This window comes from Streptomyces sp. NPDC093598 (assembly GCF_044764825.1).
GTDB lineage: Bacteria > Actinomycetota > Actinomycetes > Streptomycetales > Streptomycetaceae > Streptomyces.
The window spans coordinates 135,676-159,010 of record NZ_JBIWIV010000006.1; the positions used below are offsets into that span (position 1 = coordinate 135,676).

The window sequence follows — 23,335 nt, forward strand, 5'->3', positions numbered from 1 at the left end:
CAATGATCCCGGCCATGCCTGCCCACGCCACCTCCTCGTCCCAGGCTTCGGCCGCCGTGCTGCGGTTCGGGCGGTTCGCGGCGATGGGTACGGTCGCGGTGCTGATTCTGATCGCGGGTGTGTGGGCGTCGTGGGGTACGGCGCAGCACGTGATGCTGACGAAGGGCCGGGAGCGGGGCACGGTCGATGTGACGCGGTGTGGGCCGCACACGTGCTCGGGCCGGTACACGCCGTTGTCGGAGGGTTCGCAGCCGCGGTCGCGGGTGGTGCTGGAGAAGTCGGTCGCGGTGGAGAAGGGCCGGACCTACTCGGTGGTGTTGAAGCCCGGCGGTGATGACGCGGTGCGGTCCGGTCCGGCGGGGGTGTTGTACGCGTGGATTCCGCTGGGTGGTGCGCTGTTGCTGGCGTCGGTCGTGGTGGCGGGTGGTCTGCTGCGGACGCGGGCGGCGTGGGTGCTGGCGTTGTCGGGGGTGGCGTTGCTGACGGCCGCGTTCGTGACCGTCTGAGGGGTTGGGGCGTTGTGTCCTTCTGTGGAGGGGCGAGCGTTGTGTGTTCGTGATTGACGTGCCGGCGGACGAGGCTGGAAGCTGAGCCGCCCCCTCCACATCTTCCCGGTCTCTTCTCGAAGATGGACTACCTCCCCATGCGAAACCTCTCTCGCCTCGGCGCTGTCTGCGCCGCCGCTTCCGCGGTCCTTCTGCTCGCTCCGGCCGCCCAGGCCAGTCCTCCCGGCGACAACGGCACGGTGAAGATCCATGACGCCTCGACGGGCGAGGAACTGCGCCGTAACGAGCCGCATGTGTGCACGTTCTATCTGGATGCCTTCGGTTTCGACGGCGGTCAGCAGGTCGACTGGCACATCGACGCGATCCCCCCGAGTGAGAACAAGGGGGAGACGGTGGAGTCCGGTGCGCTGACGCTGGATGCCCAGGGGCACGGCCGCAGCGAGGACCTGTCGCTGCCCGACGGGCACTACAAGCTGTTCTGGAACTTCGAGGGTGAGAAGGGCTCCGCCAAGCACAAGGTGTTCTGGACGGACTGTGAGGACGAGCAGGAGCCGGGTGGTGCGACGCCGTCCGGGTCGGCGTCCGCGTCGCCTTCGCCGGGGGTGTCGCAGGAGCCGTCGGGTGAGCCGGGTGCGTCGGCGTCCCCGAGTTCGTCGGCCGGCGGTGGTGTGCCGGCGTCCGTGTCGCCGTCCCCGCAGGGCGGTACGGACGGTGACCTTGCCGAGACGGGCAATGGGGCCCCGGTGGGTGTGCTGTCGGGTGTCGCGGCGGCGCTGGTGGCGGCGGGCGGTTACCTGGTGGTCCGGCGCCGGCGGACCGGCCGCGGCTGACGTACGACACGACCGTGCCCCCGAGCCTGTGCGAGGTTCGGGGGCACGGTCGTGTGCGGGTGCGGGTCAGCCGGTGTTGCGCAGGCCCGCTGCCACGCCGTTGACGGTGAGGAGGAGGGCGCGGGCGAGGAGCGGGTCGGGCTGCTCGGCGGCTTCGGCGGCGTCGCGCTGCCGCTTGAGCAGGGCGACCTGGAGGTAGGAGATGGGGTCGAGGTAGGCGTCGCGGATGGCGAAGGTCTGCTTCAGAACGGGTTCGGCGTCGAGGAGTTCGTCTTCGCCGGTGACGCGCAGCACCTCGCGCACGGTGAGTTCGTGTTCGGCCTTGATGGTGTCGAAGACGTGCTTGAGCTCGTCGGGGACGAGGGTGTCGACGTAGTGCTGGGCGATCCGCAGGTCGGTCTTGGCCAGGGTCATCTCGACGTTGGAGATGAAGTTGCGGAAGAAGTGCCACTGCTGGTGCATCTCGTCGAGGACGGTGTCGAGGCCGGCTTCGCGCAGGGCCTTGAGGCCGGAGCCGACGCCGAACCAGCCGGGGACGATCTGGCGGGACTGGGTCCAGCCGAACACCCATGGGATGGCGCGCAGGCCGTCGAGCGAGACGCCGGAGCCGGGGCGGCGGGAGGGCCGGGAGCCCAGGTGCAGGTCGGCGAGCTGGTCCACCGGCGTCGACGCGAGGAAGTACGTCGGCAGGTCGGGGTCCTCGACGAGCCTGCGGTAGGCGGAGTGGGCGGCGTCGGAGACGACGTCCATGGCGGCGTCCCAGCGGGCGAGGGCTTCGCCCGACTGGCGCGGGGCGGTGTGCAGGGCGGAGGCCTGCAGCGTGGCCGCGACGGTCAGTTCGAGGTTCTCCCGGGCGAGGGACGGGATGAGGTACTTGTCGGAGATGACCTCGCCCTGCTCGGTGACCTTGATCTCGCCTTCGAGGGTGCCCCAGGGCTGGGCGAGGATGGCGTCGTGGGTGGGGCCGCCACCGCGGCCGACGGTGCCGCCGCGGCCGTGGAAGAGGCGCAGGCGTACGCCGTAGCGGTGGGCGACGTCGCGCAGGCGGCGCTGGGCGCGGTGGATCTCCCACTGGCTGGTGGTGATGCCGCCGAACTTGGAGGAGTCGGAGTAGCCGAGCATGACCTCCTGGACGTCGCCGCGCAGGGCGACGAGGCGCCGGTAGGAGGGGTCGGAGAGCATGTCCTCCAGGATGGTGTCGGCGGCCTTGAGCTCGTCGGTGGTCTCGAGCAGCGGCACGATGCCGATCTTGGCCCAGCCGGCGTGCAGGTCGACGAGGCCGGCCTCGCGGGCGAGGACGGCGGCGGCGAAGACGTCGTCGGCGCCCTGGCACATGGAGATGATGTAGGACTCGATGACCTCGGGTCCGAAGACCTCCAGGGCGCGCTTGACGGTGCCGAAGACGCCGAGGGTCTTCTCGCCGGGCGCGTCGACGGGGGCCGGGGTGGGCGCGAGCGGCCTGCGGGACCTGAGCTCCTTGGCGAGGAGCTTGGCGCGGTAGTCGCGGGGCATGTCGGCGTAGCGCCAGGATTCCTCGCCGAGCCGGTCGAAGAGCTGGCCGAGGGCGTGGTGGTGGGCGTCGGCGTGTTCGCGGACGTCCATGGTGGCGAGCTGGAGGCCGAAGGCGGCGAGGGTGCGGATGGTGCGGGCGAGGCGGCCGTCGGCGAAGAGGCCGCCGCGGTGCTCGCGCAGGGAGCGCTGGATGATCCGCAGGTCGTCGAGGAGCTGGCCGGTGCCGAGGTAGTCGCGGCCGTCCTGGTGGGCGGTGCCCTTGGCGAGGCGCTTCTTGGTGTTCTCCAGCTTCTGCCGGATGCAGGTGGCCTTGAGCCGGTAGGGCTCTTCGGCGTTGAGGCGCTTGTAGCGGGGGCTGATCTCGGGGAGGTTCTCCAGGTCGGCCTGGAGGGAGGTCAGCAGTTCCTCGGTGGCGCCGGCGTAGCGGATGGAGTTGGACAGGAAGCCGCGGAGTTCGTCGATGGTCTCCAGGGCGTCGTTGATGCCGTGCTCGTGCTGGAGGATGAGGACGTCCCAGGTGACCTGGGGGGTGACGTTGGGGTTGCCGTCGCGGTCGCCGCCGATCCAGGTGCCGAAGGTGAGGGGGCGGGTGTCGTCGGGGAGCTTGACCCCGGCGCGCTCCAGTTCGGCGGTGAGGTCCTCCAGGACGTCGCCGACGGCGCCGGCGTGCAGTTCGTCCAGGTAGTAGATGGCGTTGCGGGCCTCGTCGGCGGGCTCGGGGCGGACGACGCGCAGTTCGTCGGTCTGCCAGACGAGGTCGATGTTCTCGGCCAGGCGGATGTCCAGGCGGCGCCGGTCGGACTCGATGACCGGGGTCTCCAGGAGCGCGGCGATGCGCCGGAGCTTGTTCAGGACGGACCGGCGTGCGGCCTCGGTGGGGTGGGCCGTGAACACGGGGCGGACGTTGAGGTTGCAGACGGTCTCGCGCAGGTGCTCGGGGTCGGCGTCCTTGAGCCGGTCGGCCGTACGGGCGAGGAGTCCGCCCTCGGCGGCGCGGCGGGCGCGCAGCTCGCGGCCGCGGTGCACCTGCTCGGTGACGTTGGCCAGGTGGAAGTAGGTGGAGAAGGCGCGGACCAGCTTGGCCGCGGTGTCGAGTTCGGTGCCGCGCAGCAGCTCGGCGGCGGCCTCGCCGTCCTCTCGGGTGAGGCGGCGGACCTTCTCGACGAGTTCCAGCAGCTCAGGGCCCTCTTGGCGGACGAGGGTCTCGCCGAGGAGGTCGCCCAGCCGGCGGATGTCGGCACGCAGCTCACTGCTCGTCGTCGTGGTCTGGTCGTCGGCACTGCTCACAGGTGCGGCTCCTTGCAGTGTTGAAGCTCGTCTGGGAGGGAACCCGGACGGCGTCTCGCGCGGCGGGCGCCGCTTGCGGGGCCGGACGTCCGGGAAGAAAACAGAGCGGACCGCGCTGTCCGACCGACTCCAGGATAGGTGTCGGGCGGGACGCGCAGGCCGTCGGGCTCTTGCCGCGGAGCGACGCACTGCCATACTTACGATGCCGTAGGTTACGGAACCGTAGGAAGCACCGCACGGATCCCCGTGGCCCGGCTACTCCCTCTCCAACCACATACCCCCCAGGGGACGCGTATGACCAGTACTTCCGACGTGATCGAAGACGCCGCGAAGGCGCCCGGTCAGGACACCGACGCCGCAGCGGACTCCGCGACGCTGGGCGGCGAGAAGAAGCGCTCCATCGAGCAGATCGCCCTCCTCCTCTTCATCACCGTTCCGTTCGTCGCGCTGCTGGCGGCCGTGCCGCTGGCGTGGGGATGGGGGGTGAGCTGGCTGGACCTCGGCCTGCTGGTCTTCTTCTACTACCTCGGGTGCCACGGCATCACGATCGGCTTCCACCGCCACTTCACGCATGGCTCCTTCAAGGCCAAGCGGCCGCTGAAGATCGCGCTGGCGATCGCGGGCTCGATGGCGGTGGAGGGTCCGCTGGTGCGCTGGGTGGCCGATCACCGCAAGCACCACAAGTTCTCCGACGCGGAGGGCGACCCGCATTCGCCGTGGCGGTTCGGTGAGACCCTCCCGGCCCTGATGAAGGGCCTGTGGTGGGCGCACATCGGATGGATGTTCGACGAAGAGCAGACGTCGCAGGAGAAGTACGCCCCGGACCTGATCAAGGACAAGACGCTCCGCAACATCTCCCGCCAGTTCGTCCTGTGGACGGTGGTGTCGCTGGGGCTGCCGCCGCTGATCGGCGGTCTGGTCACGATGTCCTGGTGGGGCGCGTTCACCGGGTTCTTCTGGGGTTCGCTCGTCCGGGTGGCCCTGCTGCACCATGTGACCTGGTCGATCAACTCGATCTGTCACGCGGTCGGCAAGCGCCCCTTCAAGTCGCGTGACCGCTCGGGCAACGTGTGGTGGCTGGCGATCCTGTCCTGCGGTGAGTCCTGGCACAACCTGCACCACGCCGACCCGACCTCGGCGCGGCACGGGGTGATGCGCGGCCAGCTGGATTCGTCCGCCCGGCTGATCCGCTGGTTCGAGATGGCGGGCTGGGCGTACGACGTGCGCTGGCCGTCACGCTCCCGTATCGATTCGCGCCGTAACACCGGGGAAGGCGGCTCCCGGCGAGGAAAGGAGCCCGTCGAGACGGCATGATGGTCGCTGTGGCGACCGACTCGAGCAGCACCCCCAGCAACGACAAGCCGCGGCGAGTGCGTCGCACCCGGATGACCGGTGCCGAGCGACGTCAGCAGCTGCTGGAGATCGGCCGCACGCTCTTCGCGGCGAAAGGCTTCGAGGGCACGTCGGTGGAGGAGATCGCGGCGAAGGCCGGGGTCTCCAAGCCGGTGGTCTACGAGCACTTCGGCGGCAAGGAAGGGCTGTACGCGGTCGTCGTGGACCGTGAGATGCGGCGCCTGCTGGACATGGTGACCAGCTCGCTCACGGCCGGTCACCCCCGCGAACTGTGCGAACAGGCGGCGTTCGCCCTGCTGGACTACATCGAGGAGTACACGGACGGGTTCCGCATCCTGGTCCGTGACTCCCCCATCCCCCAGTCGACGGGCACCTTCGCCTCGCTGATCTCGGACATCGCCACCCAGGTGGAGGACATCCTGGGCCGCGAGTTCAAGAGCCGCGGCTTTGACCCCAAGCTGGCCCCGCTCTACGCCCAGGCCCTGGTCGGCATGGTCGCCCTGACCGGCCAGTGGTGGCTGGACGTACGCAGGCCGAAGAAGGCCGAGGTGGCCGCGCACCTGGTGAACCTGGCGTGGCACGGCCTGGACGGGATAGAGGCGAAACCGCACCTGATAGGGCGCCGCAAGGCCTAGCAGGGGTGCCGTCTGGGACGTTGGTGACGGCTGGACGCCCTGGCCGGTCCTCGAACGGGGCGAGGGCCTCCGGGTTCGATCATCAGCGCTCCTTGCGGGCCACGGCGAACACCCGGCGGAACGGGAACGGCGTGCCGTGCGGACCGGCCGGATAGGCCTCACGCAGGGCTGCCCGGTACTCGGCGACGAAGGCCCCCCGCGCCTCGGGATCATCGGCGAGCGCGGTCAGCACGGGCCGCAGGCCGGTCCCCTTCACCCAGTCGAGCACCGGGTCCTCGCCCTGGAGCAGATGGATGTACGTCGTCTCCCACACGTCGGCCGGGCAGCCGAGGGACGTCAGCCGTTCGAGGTAGGTCTCGGGCCTGAGGACGGCGTCGGCGTGGCGCAGAGTGTCGGCGAGCCGGCCGCGCCAGCGCGGTGCACCGGCGAGTTCGCGCATGAGCCGGTGGCTCGGGGCGTCGAAGTTGCCCGGCACCTGGAAGGCGAGGGTGCCGCCGGGCTTGATTCCGGCCACCCAGTCGGCGAACCGCTCGGCGTGCCCCGGCACCCACTGCAGCGTGGCGTTGCTGACGATCAGGTCGTACGGCTCGTCCGGCGTCCACGTCCGTACGTCGGCGTGGCCGAAGTCGAGACGGCCGCCCCCCGAGGTCGGCCCCTCGTGATCGACGTGGGCCTTGTCGAGCATCTCGGGTGAGTTGTCGTAGCCGGTGATCTCGGCGGTGGGCCAGCGGGCGGCGAGCAGCGTGGTGACGTTGCCGGGGCCGCAGCCCAGGTCGGCGATGCGGGGGTGGCCTGCGGGCGGCTGCGTGGGCAGGTCGGGGACGCGGGCGAGGAGGTCGGTGAAGGGGCGGGCGCGGTGGCCGGCGTGCCGGAGGTACTGGGCGGGGTCCCAGGTGGGGGTAGCTGCGGGCATGGGTCCTCCTGGTGTCCTGGTGGTGACCGTACGGGACGCACACCCAGCGTGATCCGCCATGTATCTCGATGTCAAGAAACTGGACGTCAAGAGACTCTACGTCGACACAACCACTACACTGATCGTCATGGAGGACGAGGTCGATCGGCTGGTCGCAGCGTGGCGCCGGGAGCGCCCGGACCTCGACGTGGAACCGCTCGAGGTGCTCAGCCGCGTGAGCAGACTGGCCCGGCATCTGGACCGGGCGCGGCGGCTGGCGTTCTCGGAGCACGGCCTGGAGCCGTGGGAGTTCGACGTCCTGACGGCCCTGCGCCGCGCGGGCACGCCGTACCAGCTCTCGCCGGGGCAGCTCCTCACCCAGACCCTGGTCACCTCGGGCACGATGACGAACCGCATCGACCGCCTCGCCAAGAAGGGCCTGGTGGAACGGCTCCCCGACCCCAGCGACCGCCGAGGCGTCCTGGTCCGGCTGACGGCCGAGGGCCGGGACCGCGCGGACCAGGCCCTGGCCGGGCTGCTGGACCAGGAGCGCGCGATCCTCGCGGAGCTCTCCCGGGCCCAGCGCGCCGAACTGGCGGCGCTGCTACGCCAGCTGACCGCCCCGTTCGACAACATCCCCGGCTAGGTCGGCGGGTCCGACCCCGGCCCGCCGGGCGAGGGCGACGGCGGCGAGCGTGGAATGCACGCCGAGCTTGCCCAGCACGTTCTGCATGTGGGTCCGTACGGTGTGCGGCGAGAGATACAGGCGCTCGGCGACGGCCTTGCGCCCCAGCCCCGCTACCATGCACCGCAGCACTTCCCGCTCACGCGGAGTGAGGGACTCGACGAGACGCTCGCTCTCCGTGCGGTGCTTGCGGGCGGCGGTGAGCTCCCGCAGCACACCGGTCAGCAGGGCGGGCGGCAGATGGGTCTCCTCCCTCAGCACGCCCCGGATGACCGTGAGCAGCCGGGACAGCGAGCAGTCCTTCGCGACCCAGCCGGAGGCGCCGGCCTGCAGGGCGAGCGCCGCCCGCCGCGGGTCGTCCTTCTCGGCGAGCACCACGATCCGGACGTTCGGCTGCGTGGCGCGCACGCCCGTGACGAGGGAGATCCCGTCGACGAGCCCGTCCTCGTTGCCCTCCTGCACGGGTACGGCCGGGCGGGCTCCCGGTACCTTGCCGCCGAGATCGGCGTCCACGAGCAGCACGTCGAACCGCCGCCCCTCGGCGACCGCCCGCTCCAGGCTGCGCAGCGCGGCAGGACCGCTGCCGGCCGCGGAGACGTCGACATCGGGCTCGGCCGCCAGGGCCGCCGCGAGTGACTCGGCGAAGATGCGATGGTCGTCGACGACCAGGACTCGGATGCGAACCACGAAACCCCCTTACCCGAGCTCTTGAAGAGCAGGGGATACCCCATCGTCAGGATGACACCGCGCGGGTACGACGCCGGGGTGTCCGGATCTGCTGCGTCCGACCGTCCGTCACTTGCCGCAGCAGTCTGTTCGGGTCGCCGCAGCCGCACGGCCGCCGCCGTGCAGTAACCGCCACCCCCACCCCGGGCGTCGTACCCGGCTGTCTCGCCCCCTGATCGGCACCGGCCCCCACCGGTGCTGTTCATCAGGGTACGGGCGGGGGCCCGGAGCGGAAGGTTATTTGCAGAACTGACTGTCCGGCGCGTTTATGGTGTGCCGCATGTTCCGTCTTGAGACAGAAGTCGACAGAGCCCGACGTGATCTGCTCCGCACACGCCTGCGGGACACGAACACAGCCGCCTCTCCGATCCTGCGCGCCCTGCGTGGAACACCGGACGAAAGGGACGTGCCCTTGCATGTGTGGGCTGTGAACGACAGGAACGACGACCTCGCCGGCGGCCTGGTCGGCCACACCTGGGCGACATGGCTCCACGTGACCTACCTCTGGGTCGACGAACGCCACCGTGGCAGGGGCCTGGGCGCGCGGTTGCTCGCGCAGGCGGAACAGATCGCGACAACCGCCCGCGGCTGCCGCTCGGCCCGCCTGGAGACCTGGGACTTCCAGGCGCCGAGGTTCTACGAGAAGCAGGGGTACGAGGTGGTGTGCGCGGTGCCGGACTATCCGCCGGGGATCACGGAGTACATGCTGACGAAGAGGCTGGGCTGAGCTGCGGGGCGAAGCCCCCCGACGACTCCTCACCTCGGCTCCCGATAGCGTTGGTTCGCTTGAGTTATCCCCCCACACATGATCAACGGGAGACACAGTGAACCGCCCCGCTCGGCTCGTGACAGCCGCGCTCACCGCATCCGCGGCCCTGCTGCTGACCGCCTGCGGCTCGGGGGGAGGTGACGGATCGTCATCGTCCGACAAGATCGCCGGAGCGGATTCGGGTGGCGAGGCATCGGCTTCGCCTTCGGCTTCCGCGTCGGCGGACGGGATTGATCGGCCGGAGATCAAGTTGCCCTCGGACATGAAGATGGTTTTTGAGGGGCAGCAGACCGGGGATGCCACGAAGGATGCGGTTCTCGCGGACAATGAGCGGGCCGAGAGTACGGTGTGGCAGGCCATGGCGTACGGCGACGTGAAGAAGTCGGGTATGGCCTTCTACTACACGGACGACGCGCTGGTCGGCGTCTACCAGTATGCGAAGCGCGCCATCGACAAGAAGACCAGCTGGGCCGGCACCCTGCGTTACTTCGACCGCCAGGTGACGGTGTTCGACAAGAAGTCGGCGGCCTTGACGTACTGCGTCGACGAGAGCAAGGCAGACCTCAAGAACCGCGAGACGAACAAGTTGCAAGGCACCAAGACCACGCCGAACAGCTACGTCTTCTACAACCTCGGGTTGAAGAAGAACGCGGACGGCGTCTGGCAGACCTGGGATGTCACCGAAGACCGGGGGTCGCAGAAGTGCCAGCCCTGACGCGGTGCATGGGCGTAGCGGCGCTCAGCACGGCGCTCGTCGGCCTCGGGACTCTTCCGGCTGTGGCTGGAGGGTTCGACGCTGTCGGCCCCCGGGAGAAAGAGACATCCGGTGACTCCTCCGGCCCGGCCCTGGAGTCTCGGGTCAGCATCACGGTCAAAGGCACCAAGGCGAAGGGCGGCGGTCCGATCACCTCCACCGCCGTGGACTGGGAGCCGCCGGCCTGCTGGTACGAGCCGTATTGGAAGGCCAAGGACTTCAAAACCTTCAACGAAGCCAAGTGGTCGATGTACGAGTCCGCCGGTGGTGAGCCGGAGGGCATCGCGGACGTCCAGGCGCGCTACAAGAAGGGTCACCCCTACAAGGATTTCAACGTCGCCAAGAACGACGAGGGCATGTGGTGGGTGGCCGTGAAGAACCCGGAAATGAAGGACGACCCGGCGGCCAAGGCCTGCACGCGCGCCCCCTTCTGGGTCGACAACGGCGAGGACCCCGGCGTCCCCCAGGCCATCGACACCGAGACTCTCGCCGGGCTCGCGCACCAGCGGACCGTCGTGCCGCCGACCAAGATCTCCATGGCGCCGAACGGCAAGTCGACGGTGAACGCGCCCACCTGGGTCTGGTTGGACAAGGGCACCTTCAAGCCCGTCTCCGTCACGGCGAGTCTGCCCGGCACCGGGCTGTGGGCGACGACGACCGCGAAGCCGGTGAGCCTGCACCTCGATCCGGGAACGGCGGACGCGGAAACCCTCCCGGCGTCCGGTGAGTGCCTGATCAACGACGACGGCTCCATAGGAGAGCCGTACGCCCGCGGAAAGGGTGAGCTGACGCCTCCGTGCGGGGTGCGGTACCTGCGTTCGTCGGGGCACGGCACCTACGGTCTCGAGGCGACGCTCACCTGGGAGATCACCTGGGAAGGCGCAGGCGGCACGGGCGGCGATCTGCCCACCGGCACGTTCGCCACCACCACCGAGGTGCCGGTCCAGGAGATCCAGTCCGTCAACCGCTGACCGGCGCGAGTGCGGCGCCCTCGGTGGAGGAGGGGGCGCCGCTCTCGGCGGGGCGGGTCAGTGCACTCGGCTGGCTCCCGCCGACGGGACCGCTTCGAAGACGCGGGGCGCCGTGAAGCCCTCCGTCGCGAAGGCCTCTGTCACCGCCTTGGTGATGGCGTCCACGTCCGGCTCCTCCGCGAGGACGATCGCCGAGCCGCCGAAGCCGCCGCCCGTCATGCGGGCGCCCAGGGCGCCGGCCGTCAGGGCCGTGTCCACGACCAGGTCCAGTTCCGGGCAGGAGATGCGGAAGTCGTCGCGGAGGGAGGCGTGGCCCTCGACCAGGACGGGTCCGATCGCGCGGGTCTCGCCCGACTCCAGGAGGGAGACGACCCGTTCGACGCGTTCGTTCTCCGTGACGATGTGGCGGACCAGGCGGCGCACCTCCTCCTCGTCGCCCAGGCGGGCCAGGGCCGCGTCCAGGTCCGCGTAGGGGATGTCCCGCAGGGCGTCGACGCCCAGCAGGGCCGCGCCCTTCTCGCAGCCCGCGCGGCGCTTGCCGTACTCGCCCTCGCTGTGGGAGTGCTTGACCTGGGTGTCGACCACGAGCAGGCGCATGCCCTCGGCCGCCAGGTCGAAGGGGATCTGGCGCTGGGAGAGGTCACGCGTGTCGAGGAAGAGGGCGTGGCCGGTCTCGCAGCAGGCCGACGCCGTCTGGTCCATGATGCCGACGGGGGCGCCGACGTAGACGTTCTCCGCGCGCTGGCACAGGCGGGCCAGTTGCCAGCCTTTCAGGCCCAGTTCGTACAGGTCGTTGAGGGCCAGCGCGACCACGACCTCCAGCGCCGCCGACGACGACAGGCCCGCGCCGGAGGGGACCGTCGAGGCGAGGTGGATGTCGGCGCCGGTGACCTGGTGGCCGGCCTCGCGCAGCGCCCACACGACACCCGACGGGTACGCCGTCCAGTTCTTGTCCGACTCCGGGGCGAGGTCCTCGACGCGCAGCTCGACGACCCCTCCCTCGACGTCCGCCGAGTGCAGGCGCAGCACGCCGTCCGTGCGCCGGGAGACGGCCGCCACCGCGGTGTGCGGCAGCGCGAAGGGCATCACGAAGCCGTCGTTGTAGTCGGTGTGCTCACCGATGAGGTTGACGCGGCCGGGGGCCGCCCAGACACCCTCGGGGGCGGCTCCGTACAGCTTTTCGAAACCGTCCCGCACCTGCTGTGCGCCCACTACTGCTCCCTTGCGATGTTCTGCGCGAAGTCCCACGCGTCCGCGACGATCCCGGCGAGGTCCGCGCGGGACGGGTTCCACCCCAGCTTCTCGCGGGCCGTGGCGGCCGATGCCACCAGGACCGCCGGGTCGCCGCCCCGGCGGGGGGCGACCACGTCCGGGATCGGGTGGCCGGTCACCGTGCGGACCGTTTCGATGACCTCGCGGACCGAGAAGCCGCTGCCGTTGCCGAGGTTGCAGATCAGGTGCTCGCCGGGGGCGGCGGCCCGGAGCGCGAGCAGGTGGGCCTCGGCCAGGTCCGCGACGTGGATGTAGTCGCGTACGCACGTGCCGTCCGGCGTCGGGTAGTCGTCGCCGAAGACCGAGATCGCCTCGCGCCTGCCCTGCGCGACCTGGAGGACCAGCGGGATCAGGTGGGACTCGGGGTCGTGCCGCTCGCCGTACGCGCCGTACGCGCCGGCGACGTTGAAGTAGCGCAGCGAGACCGCGCCCAGGCCGTGCGCCGCCGCCTCACCCGTGATCATGTGGTCGACGGCGAGCTTCGAGGCGCCGTACGGGTTCGTCGGGGACGTGGGTGCCGACTCGACGATCGGGACCTGCTCCGGCTCGCCGTACGTCGCCGCGGTCGAGGAGAAGACCAGCTTGCGGACGCCCGCCTCGCGCATCGCGGCCAGCAGCGCCATGGTGCCGCCGACGTTGTTGTCCCAGTACTTCTCCGGCTTCACGACCGACTCGCCGACCTGGGAGGAGGCGGCGAAGTGCAGGACGCCGTCGAAGGAAAAGTCCAGCCATTTGGCGGCGTCGCGGATGTCGCCCTCGATGAACGCCGCGCCCGCCGGGACGCCCTCGCGGAAGCCCGTGGAGAGGTTGTCGAGGACGACGACCTCGTGACCGGCCTCCAGCAGGTGCTGCGTGACAACGCTGCCGACGTATCCCGCGCCGCCCGTCACCAGGTACTTCCCGCTCATGAACTCGCTACCTCTCGCAGTCGCTCGGCCGCGCGCTCCGGCGGCACGTCGTTGATGAACACGTTCATGCCGGACTCGGAACCCGCGAGGAACTTCAGCTTGCCGGAAGTGCGGCGGATGGTGAAAAGCTCGAGGTGAAGCGCGAAGTCCTCCCGCACGACCCCGTCGAACTCCTCCAGCGCGCCGAACGGGGCCTGGTGCCAGGCCGCGATGTACGGCGTCGGGGGCTCGCCCCCGGAGCTCTCCCCTCCGTCCCGCCCGTCGAAGATCCGGTCGAAGCGCCTCAAGAGTTCCAGATAGACCTTGGGGAACTCTGTGCGCGCGTCCTCGTCCAGACCGAGCAGATCGGGCACGCGGCGCTTGGGGTACAGGTGGACCTCATACGGCCAGTGCGCCGCGTAGGGCACGAAGGCGACCCAGTGTTCACCCTCCAGGACGACCCGCTCGCCGGCGATCTCCCGCTCCAGGACGGCGTCGAAGAGGTTCTCCCCGCCGGTCATCTCCTTGTGGGTCGCGACCGAGCGGAGCATCAGCGCGGTGCGGGGCGTGGTGAAGGGGTAGGCGTAGATCTGCCCGTGGGGGTGCTGAAGGGTCACGCCGATCTCGGCACCGCGGTTCTCGAAGCAGAACACCTGCTCGACGGAGGGGAGATGGGACAGCTCCGAGGTGCGGTCCGTCCAGGCCTCCAGCACCAGGCCCGCCTGCTCCTCGGTGAGCTCGCCGAAGGACGCGTTGTGGTCGGAGGTGAAGCAGACGACCTCGCAGCGGCCGGAGTCGCCGGCGAGCGAGGGGAAGCGGTTCTCGAAGACGACGACGTCGTACGACGAGTCCGGGATCTCGCTCAGGCGATCGCCCGCCGACGGGCACAGGGGGCACTCGTCGGCCGGGGGGTGGTAGGTGCGGCCCTGGCGGTGGGAGGCGATGGCGACGGAGTCGCCGAGCAGAGGGTCGCGGCGGATCTCGGACGTGGTGACGGTGCGGTCCAGCGGGCGGCGGTCGGTCGCGTCCCGCACGCTGTCGTCACGCAGGTCGTAGTAGATGAGCTCGCGACCGTCGGCCAGCCGGGTCGAGGTCTTCTTCACGCCGGACTCCTCATCCTTCAAACATAACTCAACATACCAAAACACGAACCTCCCCAATCGTCAACATCACAATCAAACAAACTGCATCAACAGAAGTGTTCAATTGCTGAACGCGGAGAAGGAGATCCCGCGAGGTATCAGTTCACGCAACGAAGCGAGGGCTCATGCATCCCCCCACCTACCTGGCAGCCGAGCTGCGACTCCCCACCAACTGGCTCGACTACACGATCCTCGGCATCTACTTCGTCGTCGTCCTCGGCATCGGCTTCGCCGCCCGCCGCTCGGTGAAGACCAGTCTCGACTTCTTCCTCTCCGGCCGTTCCCTGCCCGCCTGGGTGACCGGCCTCGCGTTCATCGCGGCCAACCTGGGCGCCACCGAGATCCTGGGCATGGCCGCCAACAGCGCCCAGTACGGCGTCTACACCACGCACTGGTACTGGATCGGCGCCATCCCGGCCATGGTCTTCCTCGGCCTGGTGATGATGCCCTTCTACTACGGCTCCAAGGTGCGCTCCGTCCCCGAGTTCCTGCTGCTGCGCTTCGACAGGGCGGCGCACCTGCTCAGTTCGGTGCTGTTCGCCTTCGCCGCCATCCTCATCGCCGGCGTCAACCTCTACGCCCTGGCCATCGTCGTCGAGGCGCTGCTGGGCTGGCCGGAGTGGGTGGCGATCGTGGTCGCCGGTTTCTTCGTGCTGGCGTACATCACCCTCGGCGGCCTGTCCTCGGCGATCTACAACGAGGTCCTGCAGTTCTTCGTCATCCTCGCCGCGCTCATCCCGATCACGGTGCTCAGTCTGAAGAAGGTCGGCGGCTGGGACGGCCTGTCCGACTCCCTGACGAAGACCCACGGCGCCGACTTCATGACGTCCTGGGGCGGCACGGGCATCGGCAGCGACAACCCGCTCGGCGCGAACTGGCTGACGATCGTCCTGGGCCTCGGCTTCGTCCTCTCCTTCGGCTACTGGACGACGAACTTCGCCGAGGTGCAGCGCGCACTGTCCGCGAAGAACCTCTCGGCGGCCCAGCGCACCCCGCTGATCGCCGCGTTCCCGAAGATCTTCATCGTGTTCCTGGTGATGATCCCGGGTCTGGCCGCCGCGGTGCTGGTACCGAAGATCGGCACCCCCGGCTCCGACCTCCAGTACAACGACGCGATCCCCTACCTGATGGAGCAGCTGCTGCCCAACGGTGTGCTGGGCATCGCCGTCACCGGCCTCCTCGCGGCGTTCATGGCGGGCATGGCGGCGAACGTGTCGTCCTTCAACACCGTGTTCACGACGGACATCTGGGCGAAGTACGTGGTGAAAGGGCGCGAGGACGAGTACTACGTGCGCTTCGGCCGGCTCATCACCGCGATCGGCGTCCTGGCCTCCATCGGCACGGCGTTCCTGGCCCGGTCCTTCTCGAACATCATGGCCTACCTCCAGACACTGTTCTCCTTCTTCAACGTGCCGATGTTCGTCGTCTTCATCATCGGCATGTTCTGGAAGCGGGCGTCCATGAAGTCGGGCTTCTGGGGGCTGCTCGCGGGCACCACCGCCGCGATGGTCAACTACTTCGTCCTCTACAAGCAGGACGTCATCGACATCCCCTCCGACCAGGGGGCCAACTTCGTCTCGGCGATCGCGGGCTTCGTCGCGGGCGCGGTGGTGATGGTGGCGGTGTCGCTGTTCACCGCGCCCAAGCCGGCCGAGGAGCTGCAAGGGCTGGTCTACGGCACGCGCTCGCCCGGCATGGCGGAACCGCCGGCGCCGGGGGACGAGGCCTGGTACCGCAAGCCGGCGCTGCTGGGCTGGGGCGCGGTCGTGCTGGCCGCGGCCTGCTACATCCCGTTCTCGTTCTGACCGACGGAGGATCGATCGACCATGTCCGAGTTCTACTTCGAGAAGGACGTACAGCGGGAAGTCACCGAGCTGCAGGGCAAGTCGGCGACCGCCGCGCGGCTGTTCGACATCCGGCGGATCATCGGTGGGCTGTTCGTGATCTACGGCGTGATCGTCACGATCGCGGGGTTCACGGCGTCCGACGCCGACATCGACAAGGCGGAGGGCGTGAACATCAACCTGTGGACCGGGTTGGGGATGCTGCTGCTGGGTCTGTTCTTCCTGGCATGGCTCAAGCTGAGGCCCGCGGCCCCGGCCCCTCCGGGGGTTGAGCCGGAGGACGACGAGCGGGTGGAGTGACCCGGCCGCACGGTGCTGGGGCCGGGTGGCCCCGCAGCCACGCGGGAGCGGCGGGTGGCCCCCGCCGCCGGGCGCCTGCGGCGCCGGGTGGGACGACGCCGCACACCCGCGTACGGCGACAAGGGGCCGTGTCGGGGCGTGTCCGCCCGCAGCGGTTGGCGCGTCAGCGGACGGTCAGCCGGTACGCGACCCCATCGCGCCGTTCCGAGGACGGACACCCTCGGCGCGGCCGCGTCCCACCACCCGGCGCCCGGCGCAGCCACCCGCACGCATCCCGAAGCTCACGGCTCCCGCTGCACCGCACCCGCCCGGTCCAGCAACCCCGTCCGCGCCGCCAGAGCCGCCGCCTCCAGGCGGGAACCCACGCCCAGTTTCATCAGCACCCGCTGGACGTGCGTACGCGCCGTCGACGGAGCGATGCCCATGCCCGCCGCGATCAGGCGGGTGTCCTCACCGTCGGCGACCCGGACCAGGACCTCCACCTCGCGGGGCGTGAGCATCTGGAGCAACCGCTGGCCCTCGTCGTCCGGTTGGGCCGCCGGGTTGAGCAACTCGCTGAACGCTCCCTGGAGCAGTTGCGGCGCCACCGCCGCCTCGCCCGCCCGCGCCTTCATGATCGCCCGCTCGACACCCTCTATGCGCTCGTCGTGCCGGACGTACCCCGACGCCCCCGCCGCGAACGCCGCCGCGATGCCCCGGGGACTCGGAACCGGCCCCAGCACCAGCACCGCGACCTGCGGCCGCTCCCGCTTGATCCGCACCACCGGGTCGAAGATCCCCGGCTCCGCCGGCACCGCCGTCCCCAGCAGGCACACCTCCGGCGCGCGTGTGATCACCAGCTCCGCCGCCCCCGCGGCCGGCGCCGCCGCGGCCAGCACCCGGTGCCCCCGCAGCTTCAACGCCGAAGCCAGCGCCTCGGCCAGCAATCGGTGGTCGTCGACCACCATGAGCCGCACTCCCATCGAGCAACCCCCCAGTCACCCCAGCCCCCCATGGAAGCCCCCCGGCTCCCCCGCCTTCATGCCCCCGGAAGCTACACGCTTGTTCGACGTTGCGCTCCCCCTACCCGCGAGAATCGCCCCGGATCGCCGAAATTCCTCTCATTCCAGGTTGACCGCGCCAAACAGCTACGGCCCCGCCCCTGAACAGGGACGGGGCCGCGCCGGCCACCAGTCGATCAAGAACCGGTCAGTACCCGGTCAGTACCTGGTCAACCCGTACCGAAGCCGACCGCCAGGTACTCCTTGTCACTCGCCGTCGACCGCTTGCTGGCGTACACCTTGGACATGTAGAGGTGCCCCTCGGCGTACAGGAACTCGGAGTACTCGGGCGACATGCTGGTCTCCACGTCGCGGACCGTGTCCGTGGCGGGGTTCTCCAGCAGCGTCGTCTCCTTGAAGCTGCCCCCGTCGATGCTCACGACCTGCCCGCCCTTGTCGTACGGCGGGCGCTTGTACGCGATCAGGTTGCCGCCGTCCATGCGCAGCGGCGAGATCGTGTAGCCGTCGCCCGCGTCGGCCCGCTGCCCGGTCTGCTTGCCGGTGGCGAGGTCGAAGGCGACGATCTCGTTGGTCCGGCTGTACTTGCCGGTGCCGTCGTGCTCCTCGGTCGGCAGGTAGAGCCGGTCGTTGCCGACGGCCAGCAGGTTGCAGGCCTCGACGCGGGTGATGCCCTCGCAGCGGGCCGCGAACTGCTCGCCCGGCGCGGAGATGCGGGTGCGCAGCTTGCCGGTCTTGCTGTCGATGGAGAAGAAGTCGGAGATGCCGCTGCCGTCGCCCGCGGAGTCGCCGACGTCGGCGGCCACGACCAGCGGGTCGGTCGACACGATGCTGGCGTATTCGATGCCCTCGGTCATCTTGTACTCCGAGATCACCTTCCCGGACTTCGGGTCGATGGTCTGGATGTGCAGCTGCCGCTGGTCGTACGAGCCGCACTTGCGCACCGCGACCAGCTTCTCGCCGCCGCCGTACCCGGCGTCGTAGCAGGAGTCGGTCGGCTTCGGGCTCCACAGGAGCTTGCCGGAGACGTCGAAGGCGGCGCCGCCGCTGGTGCTGCCGACGGCGACGGTCTTCCCGCTGAGCGTGACGTTGTCGAAGTTGATCAGCTGGTCACCGGTCTTGACGGTCTTGGTCCACAGCCTCTTGCCGGCGTCGAGGTCGATGAGCGCGATCTGGCTGCACCCGTGCGAGGGGTCGGCCTTGGTGGGCATCGCCGGCTGGTAGAGGATCGCCGTCAGGTTGTCGTCGGTGACATGGCGGGCGGCCTGGCAGACCGGGCCGGCCAGCGGGAGCTTCCACAGCTCGCCGCCCTTGTCGCGGTCGTAGCCGACGATCCGGGCGATGCCGCTCTTGACGTACGCCTTGTCGGTGAGCCACGAGCCGGAGACGACGACCGTGCTGTCGTTCTTCACCTCGGGCGCCGGGACCTGGAAGAGGACCTTGGCGCTGGGGTCGGAGGGTGCCTTCTCCTTGCCGGAGGTGGTGCCGCCGTTGTCGTCGTCCGTGCCGCCGGTGCCGCCGCTGGTGGCGGCGGTGTCGTCCTTCTTGCCGTCGTCCTCGCCGGACGAGGCGTACCAGACACCGCCGCCGATGATCAGGGCGATCGCCACGACCGCGGCGATGATGATCGCCATCTGCGCGTTGAACTTCCCGCCGCCGCCCGGCCGTCCGGCCTGCGGCTGGTGCGGCATGGTCTGCTGCGGATAGCCGTAACCGGGCTGCTGCCCGTATCCCGGCTGGCCGTACCCCGGCTGCCCGTAAGGCGCCTGCTGCGGCTGCCCGTACGGCCCCGGCTGCTGACCGGGGTAGCCGTAGCCGGGCGGGGCCTGCGGAGGCTGGGGCGCCGGAGCTCCCTGCGGATAGCCGTAACCCTGCGGAGGCTGGGGCGGCGCCTGCGGGGCGGCCGGCGGAGGCGTCTGCGGCGCCTGCGGGTAGCCGTACCCCGGTTCCGGGGCCTTGCCGAGGTTCGGCCCGGCCGCTGGCGGCGGGGTCTGCGGCGGCTGGTCCTGGGGCGGACCGAAGCCGCCCCCCTGCGGGGGCTGCTGGGGCGGCGGGGGCGGCGGCTGGGTCATGGCGTGGGCACCTCGGGGAAGGGGACGGACGACGGAGGGGCATCGGAAGGAGGAAGAGTCACTTGCCGTAGGCGAGCATCAACTTCTCCTTCGTGTCGTCGTTCCCGCTCAGCCGGGTCGTCGAGATGAAGAAGCGCCCGTCGACCCAGTCGAAGTCCTTGGAGAAGAAGCTGTTCTCGATGTCCGCGGCGCCCTGCGGGTTCTGCAGCAGCTTGGACGGCTTGTGGCTGCCGCCGCCGGTCGGGATGGACACGATCTGCCCGCCCGCGTCGTACGACGGCTGCACATAGGCGATGAGCTTGCCGCCCTCGGTCTTGACCGGCAGCATCGACTCGTCGGAGGGCGACTTCACGCGCCACTTCTCCTTGCCGTCGGCCAGGTTGACCGCCACGATCTCGTTGGCGCCGGAGGTGGCCTCGGTCGGCAGGTACAGCGTGGTGTCGTCGACGGCGACGCCCTGGCAGCCCGTGAGGTCACGCTCGAGGATCGCCCAGCCGCACTCGGGGGCGAAGTCCTCGTCGAAACCGACCTGCGAGCGGAACGTGCCGCCGGAGGTGAAGGTGGAGATGTTCCAGGCCTTCTTGTCCTCGTTGGTGCTGTAGACGACCAGCGGGCTGACCGAGTAGGTGCGCGCGACCCGCCAGCCCTTGTCGAACGGCTGGGTCCACCTGGCCTTGCCGGTCTTCGGGTCGAGCTCCTGGACCTCGTCGTGCTCCTTGTCGGTGCCGGCGCCGCAGGAGGAGACGGCGATCAGCTTCTCGCCGCCGGCGAACGCGGCCGGGAAGCAGGCGTTGCCGTACTTCTTCTTGTCGAAGAGCTTGTCGCCGTTGGTGACGTCGTAGGCCGTGCCGGACTGGGAGCGGCCCACCATCAGCGTCTTGCCGGTGATGGACAGTTCCACGGAGAGCGTGGAGTCGAACAGGGCGCCGTCGGCGACCTCTTCCTTCCAGCCCTTCTCGCCGGTGACGAGGTCGATCTCCTGGAGCTGGTTGCACTTGGCGCGGTCGCTGCTGCCGCTCATGTACGCCACGACGATCTTGTCGTCGGACGTCTTCTGCGGAGTCGTCGCGCAGATCTTCTGCGGGAAGGTGATCGCGTCCCAGGCCGGCTTGCCGTCACCGACGTCGTAGGCGAAGAGCTGCTTGTAGGCGGCCTTCACCGCGGTCTTGCCGGTGATCCACATGCCGTCGGCGTCGGCGCCGGAGCCGGGGGCGTCGGGCGCCTCCTTGTACCAGAGGACCTTGGCCTCGCCGGCCTGGCGGCCCGCGTTGAGGTCCTCCGGTTCCTCGCCGCCGTCACCGCTGCCGTCGCCGGGGTTGACCGGGGCGGAGGTGTCGGGCTTGGCGTCGTCGGTCTGCTGGGCGACCGGCTTCTTCTTGCCCTTGCCGTCGTCGCCGCCGGTGACGGCCCACACGGTGCCGCCGACGACGAGCAGCGCCGCGACCGCGGCGCCGATGATCAGGGCGGGCTTGCCCTTGAAGGGGTTGTTCGAGCCGCCCCCGGGCGGGGTGCCGGGCGCACCGGGGTACTGCGGCTGCTGCGGATAGCCGTAGCCGGGCTGGCCGTACGGCCCCGGCTGCTGCGGCGGGCCGTAGGGGCCGGGGTTGTACGGCCCCGGCTGTCCCGGCTGCCCGTACGGGCCGGGCTGCTGCGGGGGCTGCTGGGGGTAGCCGTACCCGGGCTGGGGCGGGCCCTGCGGGGGCGGCGGCGTGTGGGGCGGGCCCTGGGGCGGTGGCGGGGTCTGCGGTGCCCCGTGACCACCGCCCTGCGGCGGCTGGTTCTGCGGTGCTCCGAAGCCACCGTGCGGTGGCTGACTGGGCGGCTGAGTCATCAGCGGCTCCCCCGTTCGATCACTGATTTTTAGCCACGCCCTGAGGTACACGATGGGCTCAGAGTCGCTTCATGAAGTTTTAAGACGACTCTTTCTATCACCAGGTTCCGACAGCACACCGGGCCGATCACCCCCTGTTCCCAAGGGAGGACCGGCCCGTGATGCCCTCGTTATGCGCCTTCACGCACCCTTCACGCGTCCTCGGCCAGTTCCAGCCAGCGCATCTCCAGCTCCTCGCGCTGACCGGCCAACTCCCGCAGCTCTGCATCCAGTTCGGCCACCTTCGCGAAGTCCGTGGCGTTTTCGGCGATTTGGCCGTGGAGCTTGGTCTCCTTCTCGGAGACCTTGTCGAGCTGCCGCTCGATCTTCTGGAGCTCCTTCTTGGCGGCGCGCTGGTCGGCGGCGCTCTTCTCGGGGGCTGCGGTCTGCGACACGGCGGCGGGCGCCGAGGCGGCCGCGGCCTCCTCCATGCGCTGCCTGCGCTCCAGGTACTCGTCGATGCCGCGCGGCAGCATCCGCAGGGCGCCGTCGCCGAGCAGCGCGAACACCCGGTCGGTGGTGCGCTCGATGAAGAACCGGTCGTGGGAGATGACGATCATCGAGCCGGGCCAGCCGTCGAGGACGTCCTCCAGCTGGGTCAGCGTCTCGATGTCGAGGTCGTTGGTGGGCTCGTCGAGGAAGAGGACGTTGGGCTCGTCCATGAGCAGGCGCAGCAGCTGGAGCCTGCGGCGCTCACCGCCGGACAGGTCGCCGACGGGCGTCCACTGCTTCTCCTTGCCGAAGCCGAACGTCTCGCACAGCTGCCCGGCCGTCATCTCGCGTCCCTTGCCGAGGTCGACGCGCTCGCGCACCTGCTGCACGGCCTCCAGCACCCGCGTGGCCGGGTCGAGCTCGGCGACCTCCTGGGAGAGGTAGGCCAGCTTCACCGTCTTGCCGACGCGGACGCGCCCGCCGACGGGCTGGGTCTCGCCGTCGGTCCTTGCGGCCTCGGCCATGGCCCGCAGCAGGGACGTCTTCCCGGCGCCGTTGACCCCGACGAGGCCGATCCGGTCGCCGGGCCCGAGCTGCCAGGTGACGTGCTTGAGGAGGATCTTGGGGCCCGCCTGGACGGTGATGTCCTCCAGGTCGAACACGGTCTTGCCCAGCCGGGTGGAGGCGAACTTCATCAGCTCGCTGCTGTCCCGGGGCGGCGGCACGTCCGCGATGAGCTCGTTGGCGGCCTCGACGCGGAAGCGCGGCTTGGACGTACGGGCGGGCGCCCCGCGGCGCAGCCAGGCCAGCTCCTTGCGGACCAGGTTCTGCCGCTTGGCCTCCTCGGTGGCGGCGATGCGCTCGCGCTCGGCACGGGCGAAGACGTAGTCGGAGTAACCGCCCTCGTACTCGTAGACCGCGCCGCGCTGGACGTCCCACATACGCGTGCACACCTGGTCCAGGAACCACCGGTCGTGGGTCACGCACACCAGCGCCGACCTGCGGGTCTGCAGATGCCGGGCGAGCCAGGCGATGCCCTCGACGTCGAGGTGGTTGGTGGGCTCGTCCAGGACGAGCAGGTCCTGCTCCTCGATGAGCAGCTTGGCCAGTGCGATCCGGCGCCGCTCACCACCGGAGAGCGGGCCGATGACGGTGTCGAGACCCTTGGGGAACCCCGGCAGGTCGAGCCCGCCGAACAGGCCGGTCAGCACGTCCCTGACCTTGGCGTCGCCCGCCCACTCGTGGTCGGCCATGTCGCCGATGACCTCGTGGCGGACGGTGGCCTCGGGGTCGAGGGAGTCGTGCTGGGTGAGCACGCCGAGGCGGAGCCCGCCGGAGTGCGTGACCCGCCCGGTGTCGGCGCTCTCCTGCTTGGCGAGCATGCGGATGAGCGTGGTCTTGCCGTCGCCGTTACGGCCGACGACACCGACGCGGTCCCCTTCGGAGACGCCGAGGGAGACGCCGTCGAGCAGGGCGCGGGTGCCGTACACCTTGCTGACGTTCTCGACATTGACCAGATTGACGGCCATTACTCTCCTGCCAAGGGGGATGGATCGACCCTCCAGGGTAGTCGCGCGGCGGGGTGCTCCGGCCGGGGT

The 23,335-nt window shown here is 70.0% G+C and carries 20 protein-coding genes; 10 read left to right on the forward strand and 10 right to left on the reverse strand.

From position 1 onward, the window contains the following. The first annotated feature begins 2 nt into the window (after positions 1-2). On the forward strand, positions 3-506 hold the full coding sequence (locus ACIRDU_RS20620; RefSeq protein WP_403581440.1) for a hypothetical protein: 504 nt from the start codon (positions 3-5) through the stop codon (positions 504-506). A 137-nt stretch (positions 507-643) separates the two neighbouring features. Then, the gene (locus ACIRDU_RS20625) at positions 644-1,336 is read left to right on the forward strand and encodes an LPXTG cell wall anchor domain-containing protein (protein WP_403581442.1); all 693 of its coding nucleotides are present in this window, start codon (positions 644-646) and stop codon (positions 1,334-1,336) included. A 66-nt stretch (positions 1,337-1,402) separates the two neighbouring features. Here ACIRDU_RS20625 and ppc read toward each other — a convergent pair whose 3' ends face one another. Further along, positions 1,403-4,135 (reverse strand): phosphoenolpyruvate carboxylase, encoded by a 2,733-nt coding sequence (gene ppc, locus ACIRDU_RS20630; protein ID WP_403581443.1) that lies wholly within the window; start codon positions 4,133-4,135, stop codon positions 1,403-1,405. 294 nt (positions 4,136-4,429) lie between these two features. Here ppc and ACIRDU_RS20635 point away from each other — a divergent pair, with 294 nt between their 5' ends. After that, the gene (locus ACIRDU_RS20635) at positions 4,430-5,449 is read left to right on the forward strand and encodes an acyl-CoA desaturase (RefSeq protein ID WP_403581445.1); all 1,020 of its coding nucleotides are present in this window, start codon (positions 4,430-4,432) and stop codon (positions 5,447-5,449) included. Beyond that, entirely contained in the window at positions 5,446-6,123 is a 678-nt protein-coding gene (locus tag ACIRDU_RS20640; RefSeq protein WP_403581446.1) for a TetR family transcriptional regulator, read from the forward strand. The genes ACIRDU_RS20635 and ACIRDU_RS20640 overlap by 4 nt, the downstream gene beginning before the upstream one ends. An 82-nt stretch (positions 6,124-6,205) precedes the next feature. Here ACIRDU_RS20640 and ACIRDU_RS20645 read toward each other — a convergent pair whose 3' ends face one another. Continuing rightward, complete coding sequence (locus ACIRDU_RS20645; RefSeq protein ID WP_403581448.1) at positions 6,206-7,036, reverse strand: trans-aconitate 2-methyltransferase; 831 nt, start codon at positions 7,034-7,036, stop codon at positions 6,206-6,208. Between the two features lie 127 nt (positions 7,037-7,163). Here ACIRDU_RS20645 and tamR point away from each other — a divergent pair, with 127 nt between their 5' ends. Continuing rightward, positions 7,164-7,661 (forward strand): MarR family transcriptional regulator TamR, encoded by a 498-nt coding sequence (gene tamR / locus ACIRDU_RS20650; RefSeq protein WP_403581449.1) that lies wholly within the window; start codon positions 7,164-7,166, stop codon positions 7,659-7,661. On the opposite strand, the gene ACIRDU_RS20655 is transcribed toward tamR, so the two are convergent. Then, complete coding sequence (locus ACIRDU_RS20655) at positions 7,620-8,387, reverse strand: LuxR C-terminal-related transcriptional regulator (protein WP_403581451.1); 768 nt, start codon at positions 8,385-8,387, stop codon at positions 7,620-7,622. The genes tamR and ACIRDU_RS20655 overlap by 42 nt on opposite strands. A gap of 307 nt (positions 8,388-8,694) precedes the next feature. Here ACIRDU_RS20655 and ACIRDU_RS20660 point away from each other — a divergent pair, with 307 nt between their 5' ends. From ACIRDU_RS20660 to ACIRDU_RS20670, 3 genes are all read left to right on the forward strand, one after another. Further along, a complete protein-coding gene (locus ACIRDU_RS20660; protein WP_403581453.1) occupies positions 8,695-9,153 on the forward strand; it encodes a GNAT family N-acetyltransferase in 459 nt (152 codons plus the stop codon). Positions 9,154-9,271: 118 nt separating this feature from the next. After that, on the forward strand, positions 9,272-9,910 hold the full coding sequence (locus ACIRDU_RS20665; RefSeq protein ID WP_403581455.1) for a hypothetical protein: 639 nt from the start codon (positions 9,272-9,274) through the stop codon (positions 9,908-9,910). Positions 9,911-9,918: 8 nt separating this feature from the next. Further along, positions 9,919-10,920 (forward strand): hypothetical protein, encoded by a 1,002-nt coding sequence (locus ACIRDU_RS20670; RefSeq protein ID WP_403581758.1) that lies wholly within the window; start codon positions 9,919-9,921, stop codon positions 10,918-10,920. Between the two features lie 57 nt (positions 10,921-10,977). Here ACIRDU_RS20670 and galK read toward each other — a convergent pair whose 3' ends face one another. From galK to galT, 3 genes are read right to left on the reverse strand one after another with little or no spacing between them, the layout of a single operon-like run. Beyond that, positions 10,978-12,132 carry a galactokinase gene (galK, locus tag ACIRDU_RS20675; protein WP_403581457.1) on the reverse strand — a complete coding sequence of 385 codons (1,155 nt, stop codon included), beginning with the start codon at positions 12,130-12,132 and terminating at the stop codon, positions 10,978-10,980. Further along, complete coding sequence (gene galE / locus ACIRDU_RS20680) at positions 12,132-13,100, reverse strand: UDP-glucose 4-epimerase GalE (protein WP_403581458.1); 969 nt, start codon at positions 13,098-13,100, stop codon at positions 12,132-12,134. The genes galK and galE overlap by 1 nt, the downstream gene beginning before the upstream one ends. Further along, complete coding sequence (galT, locus tag ACIRDU_RS20685; protein WP_403581460.1) at positions 13,097-14,182, reverse strand: galactose-1-phosphate uridylyltransferase; 1,086 nt, start codon at positions 14,180-14,182, stop codon at positions 13,097-13,099. The genes galE and galT overlap by 4 nt, the downstream gene beginning before the upstream one ends. Positions 14,183-14,346: 164 nt before the next feature. Here galT and ACIRDU_RS20690 point away from each other — a divergent pair, with 164 nt between their 5' ends. Continuing rightward, positions 14,347-16,026 (forward strand): sodium:solute symporter family protein, encoded by a 1,680-nt coding sequence (locus ACIRDU_RS20690; RefSeq protein WP_403581461.1) that lies wholly within the window; start codon positions 14,347-14,349, stop codon positions 16,024-16,026. Between the two features lie 21 nt (positions 16,027-16,047). Continuing rightward, on the forward strand, positions 16,048-16,365 hold the full coding sequence (locus tag ACIRDU_RS20695; RefSeq protein WP_403581463.1) for a hypothetical protein: 318 nt from the start codon (positions 16,048-16,050) through the stop codon (positions 16,363-16,365). 281 nt (positions 16,366-16,646) lie between these two features. On the opposite strand, the gene ACIRDU_RS20700 is transcribed toward ACIRDU_RS20695, so the two are convergent. The 4 genes from ACIRDU_RS20700 to ACIRDU_RS20715 all read right to left on the reverse strand — a co-directional run bounded on the left by ACIRDU_RS20700 (position 16,647) and on the right by ACIRDU_RS20715 (position 23,266). Next, positions 16,647-17,327: a LuxR C-terminal-related transcriptional regulator gene (locus tag ACIRDU_RS20700; RefSeq protein WP_403581465.1), complete on the reverse strand. Its 681-nt coding sequence runs from the start codon at positions 17,325-17,327 to the stop codon at positions 16,647-16,649. Positions 17,328-17,575: 248 nt separating this feature from the next. Then, a complete protein-coding gene (locus ACIRDU_RS20705) occupies positions 17,576-19,435 on the reverse strand; it encodes a PQQ-binding-like beta-propeller repeat protein (RefSeq protein WP_403581467.1) in 1,860 nt (619 codons plus the stop codon). Between the two features lie 58 nt (positions 19,436-19,493). Beyond that, positions 19,494-21,266 (reverse strand): PQQ-binding-like beta-propeller repeat protein, encoded by a 1,773-nt coding sequence (locus tag ACIRDU_RS20710; RefSeq protein WP_403581469.1) that lies wholly within the window; start codon positions 21,264-21,266, stop codon positions 19,494-19,496. A 191-nt stretch (positions 21,267-21,457) separates the two neighbouring features. Then, positions 21,458-23,266: an ABC-F family ATP-binding cassette domain-containing protein gene (locus ACIRDU_RS20715; protein WP_403581471.1), complete on the reverse strand. Its 1,809-nt coding sequence runs from the start codon at positions 23,264-23,266 to the stop codon at positions 21,458-21,460. Positions 23,267-23,335 lie beyond the last annotated feature (69 nt).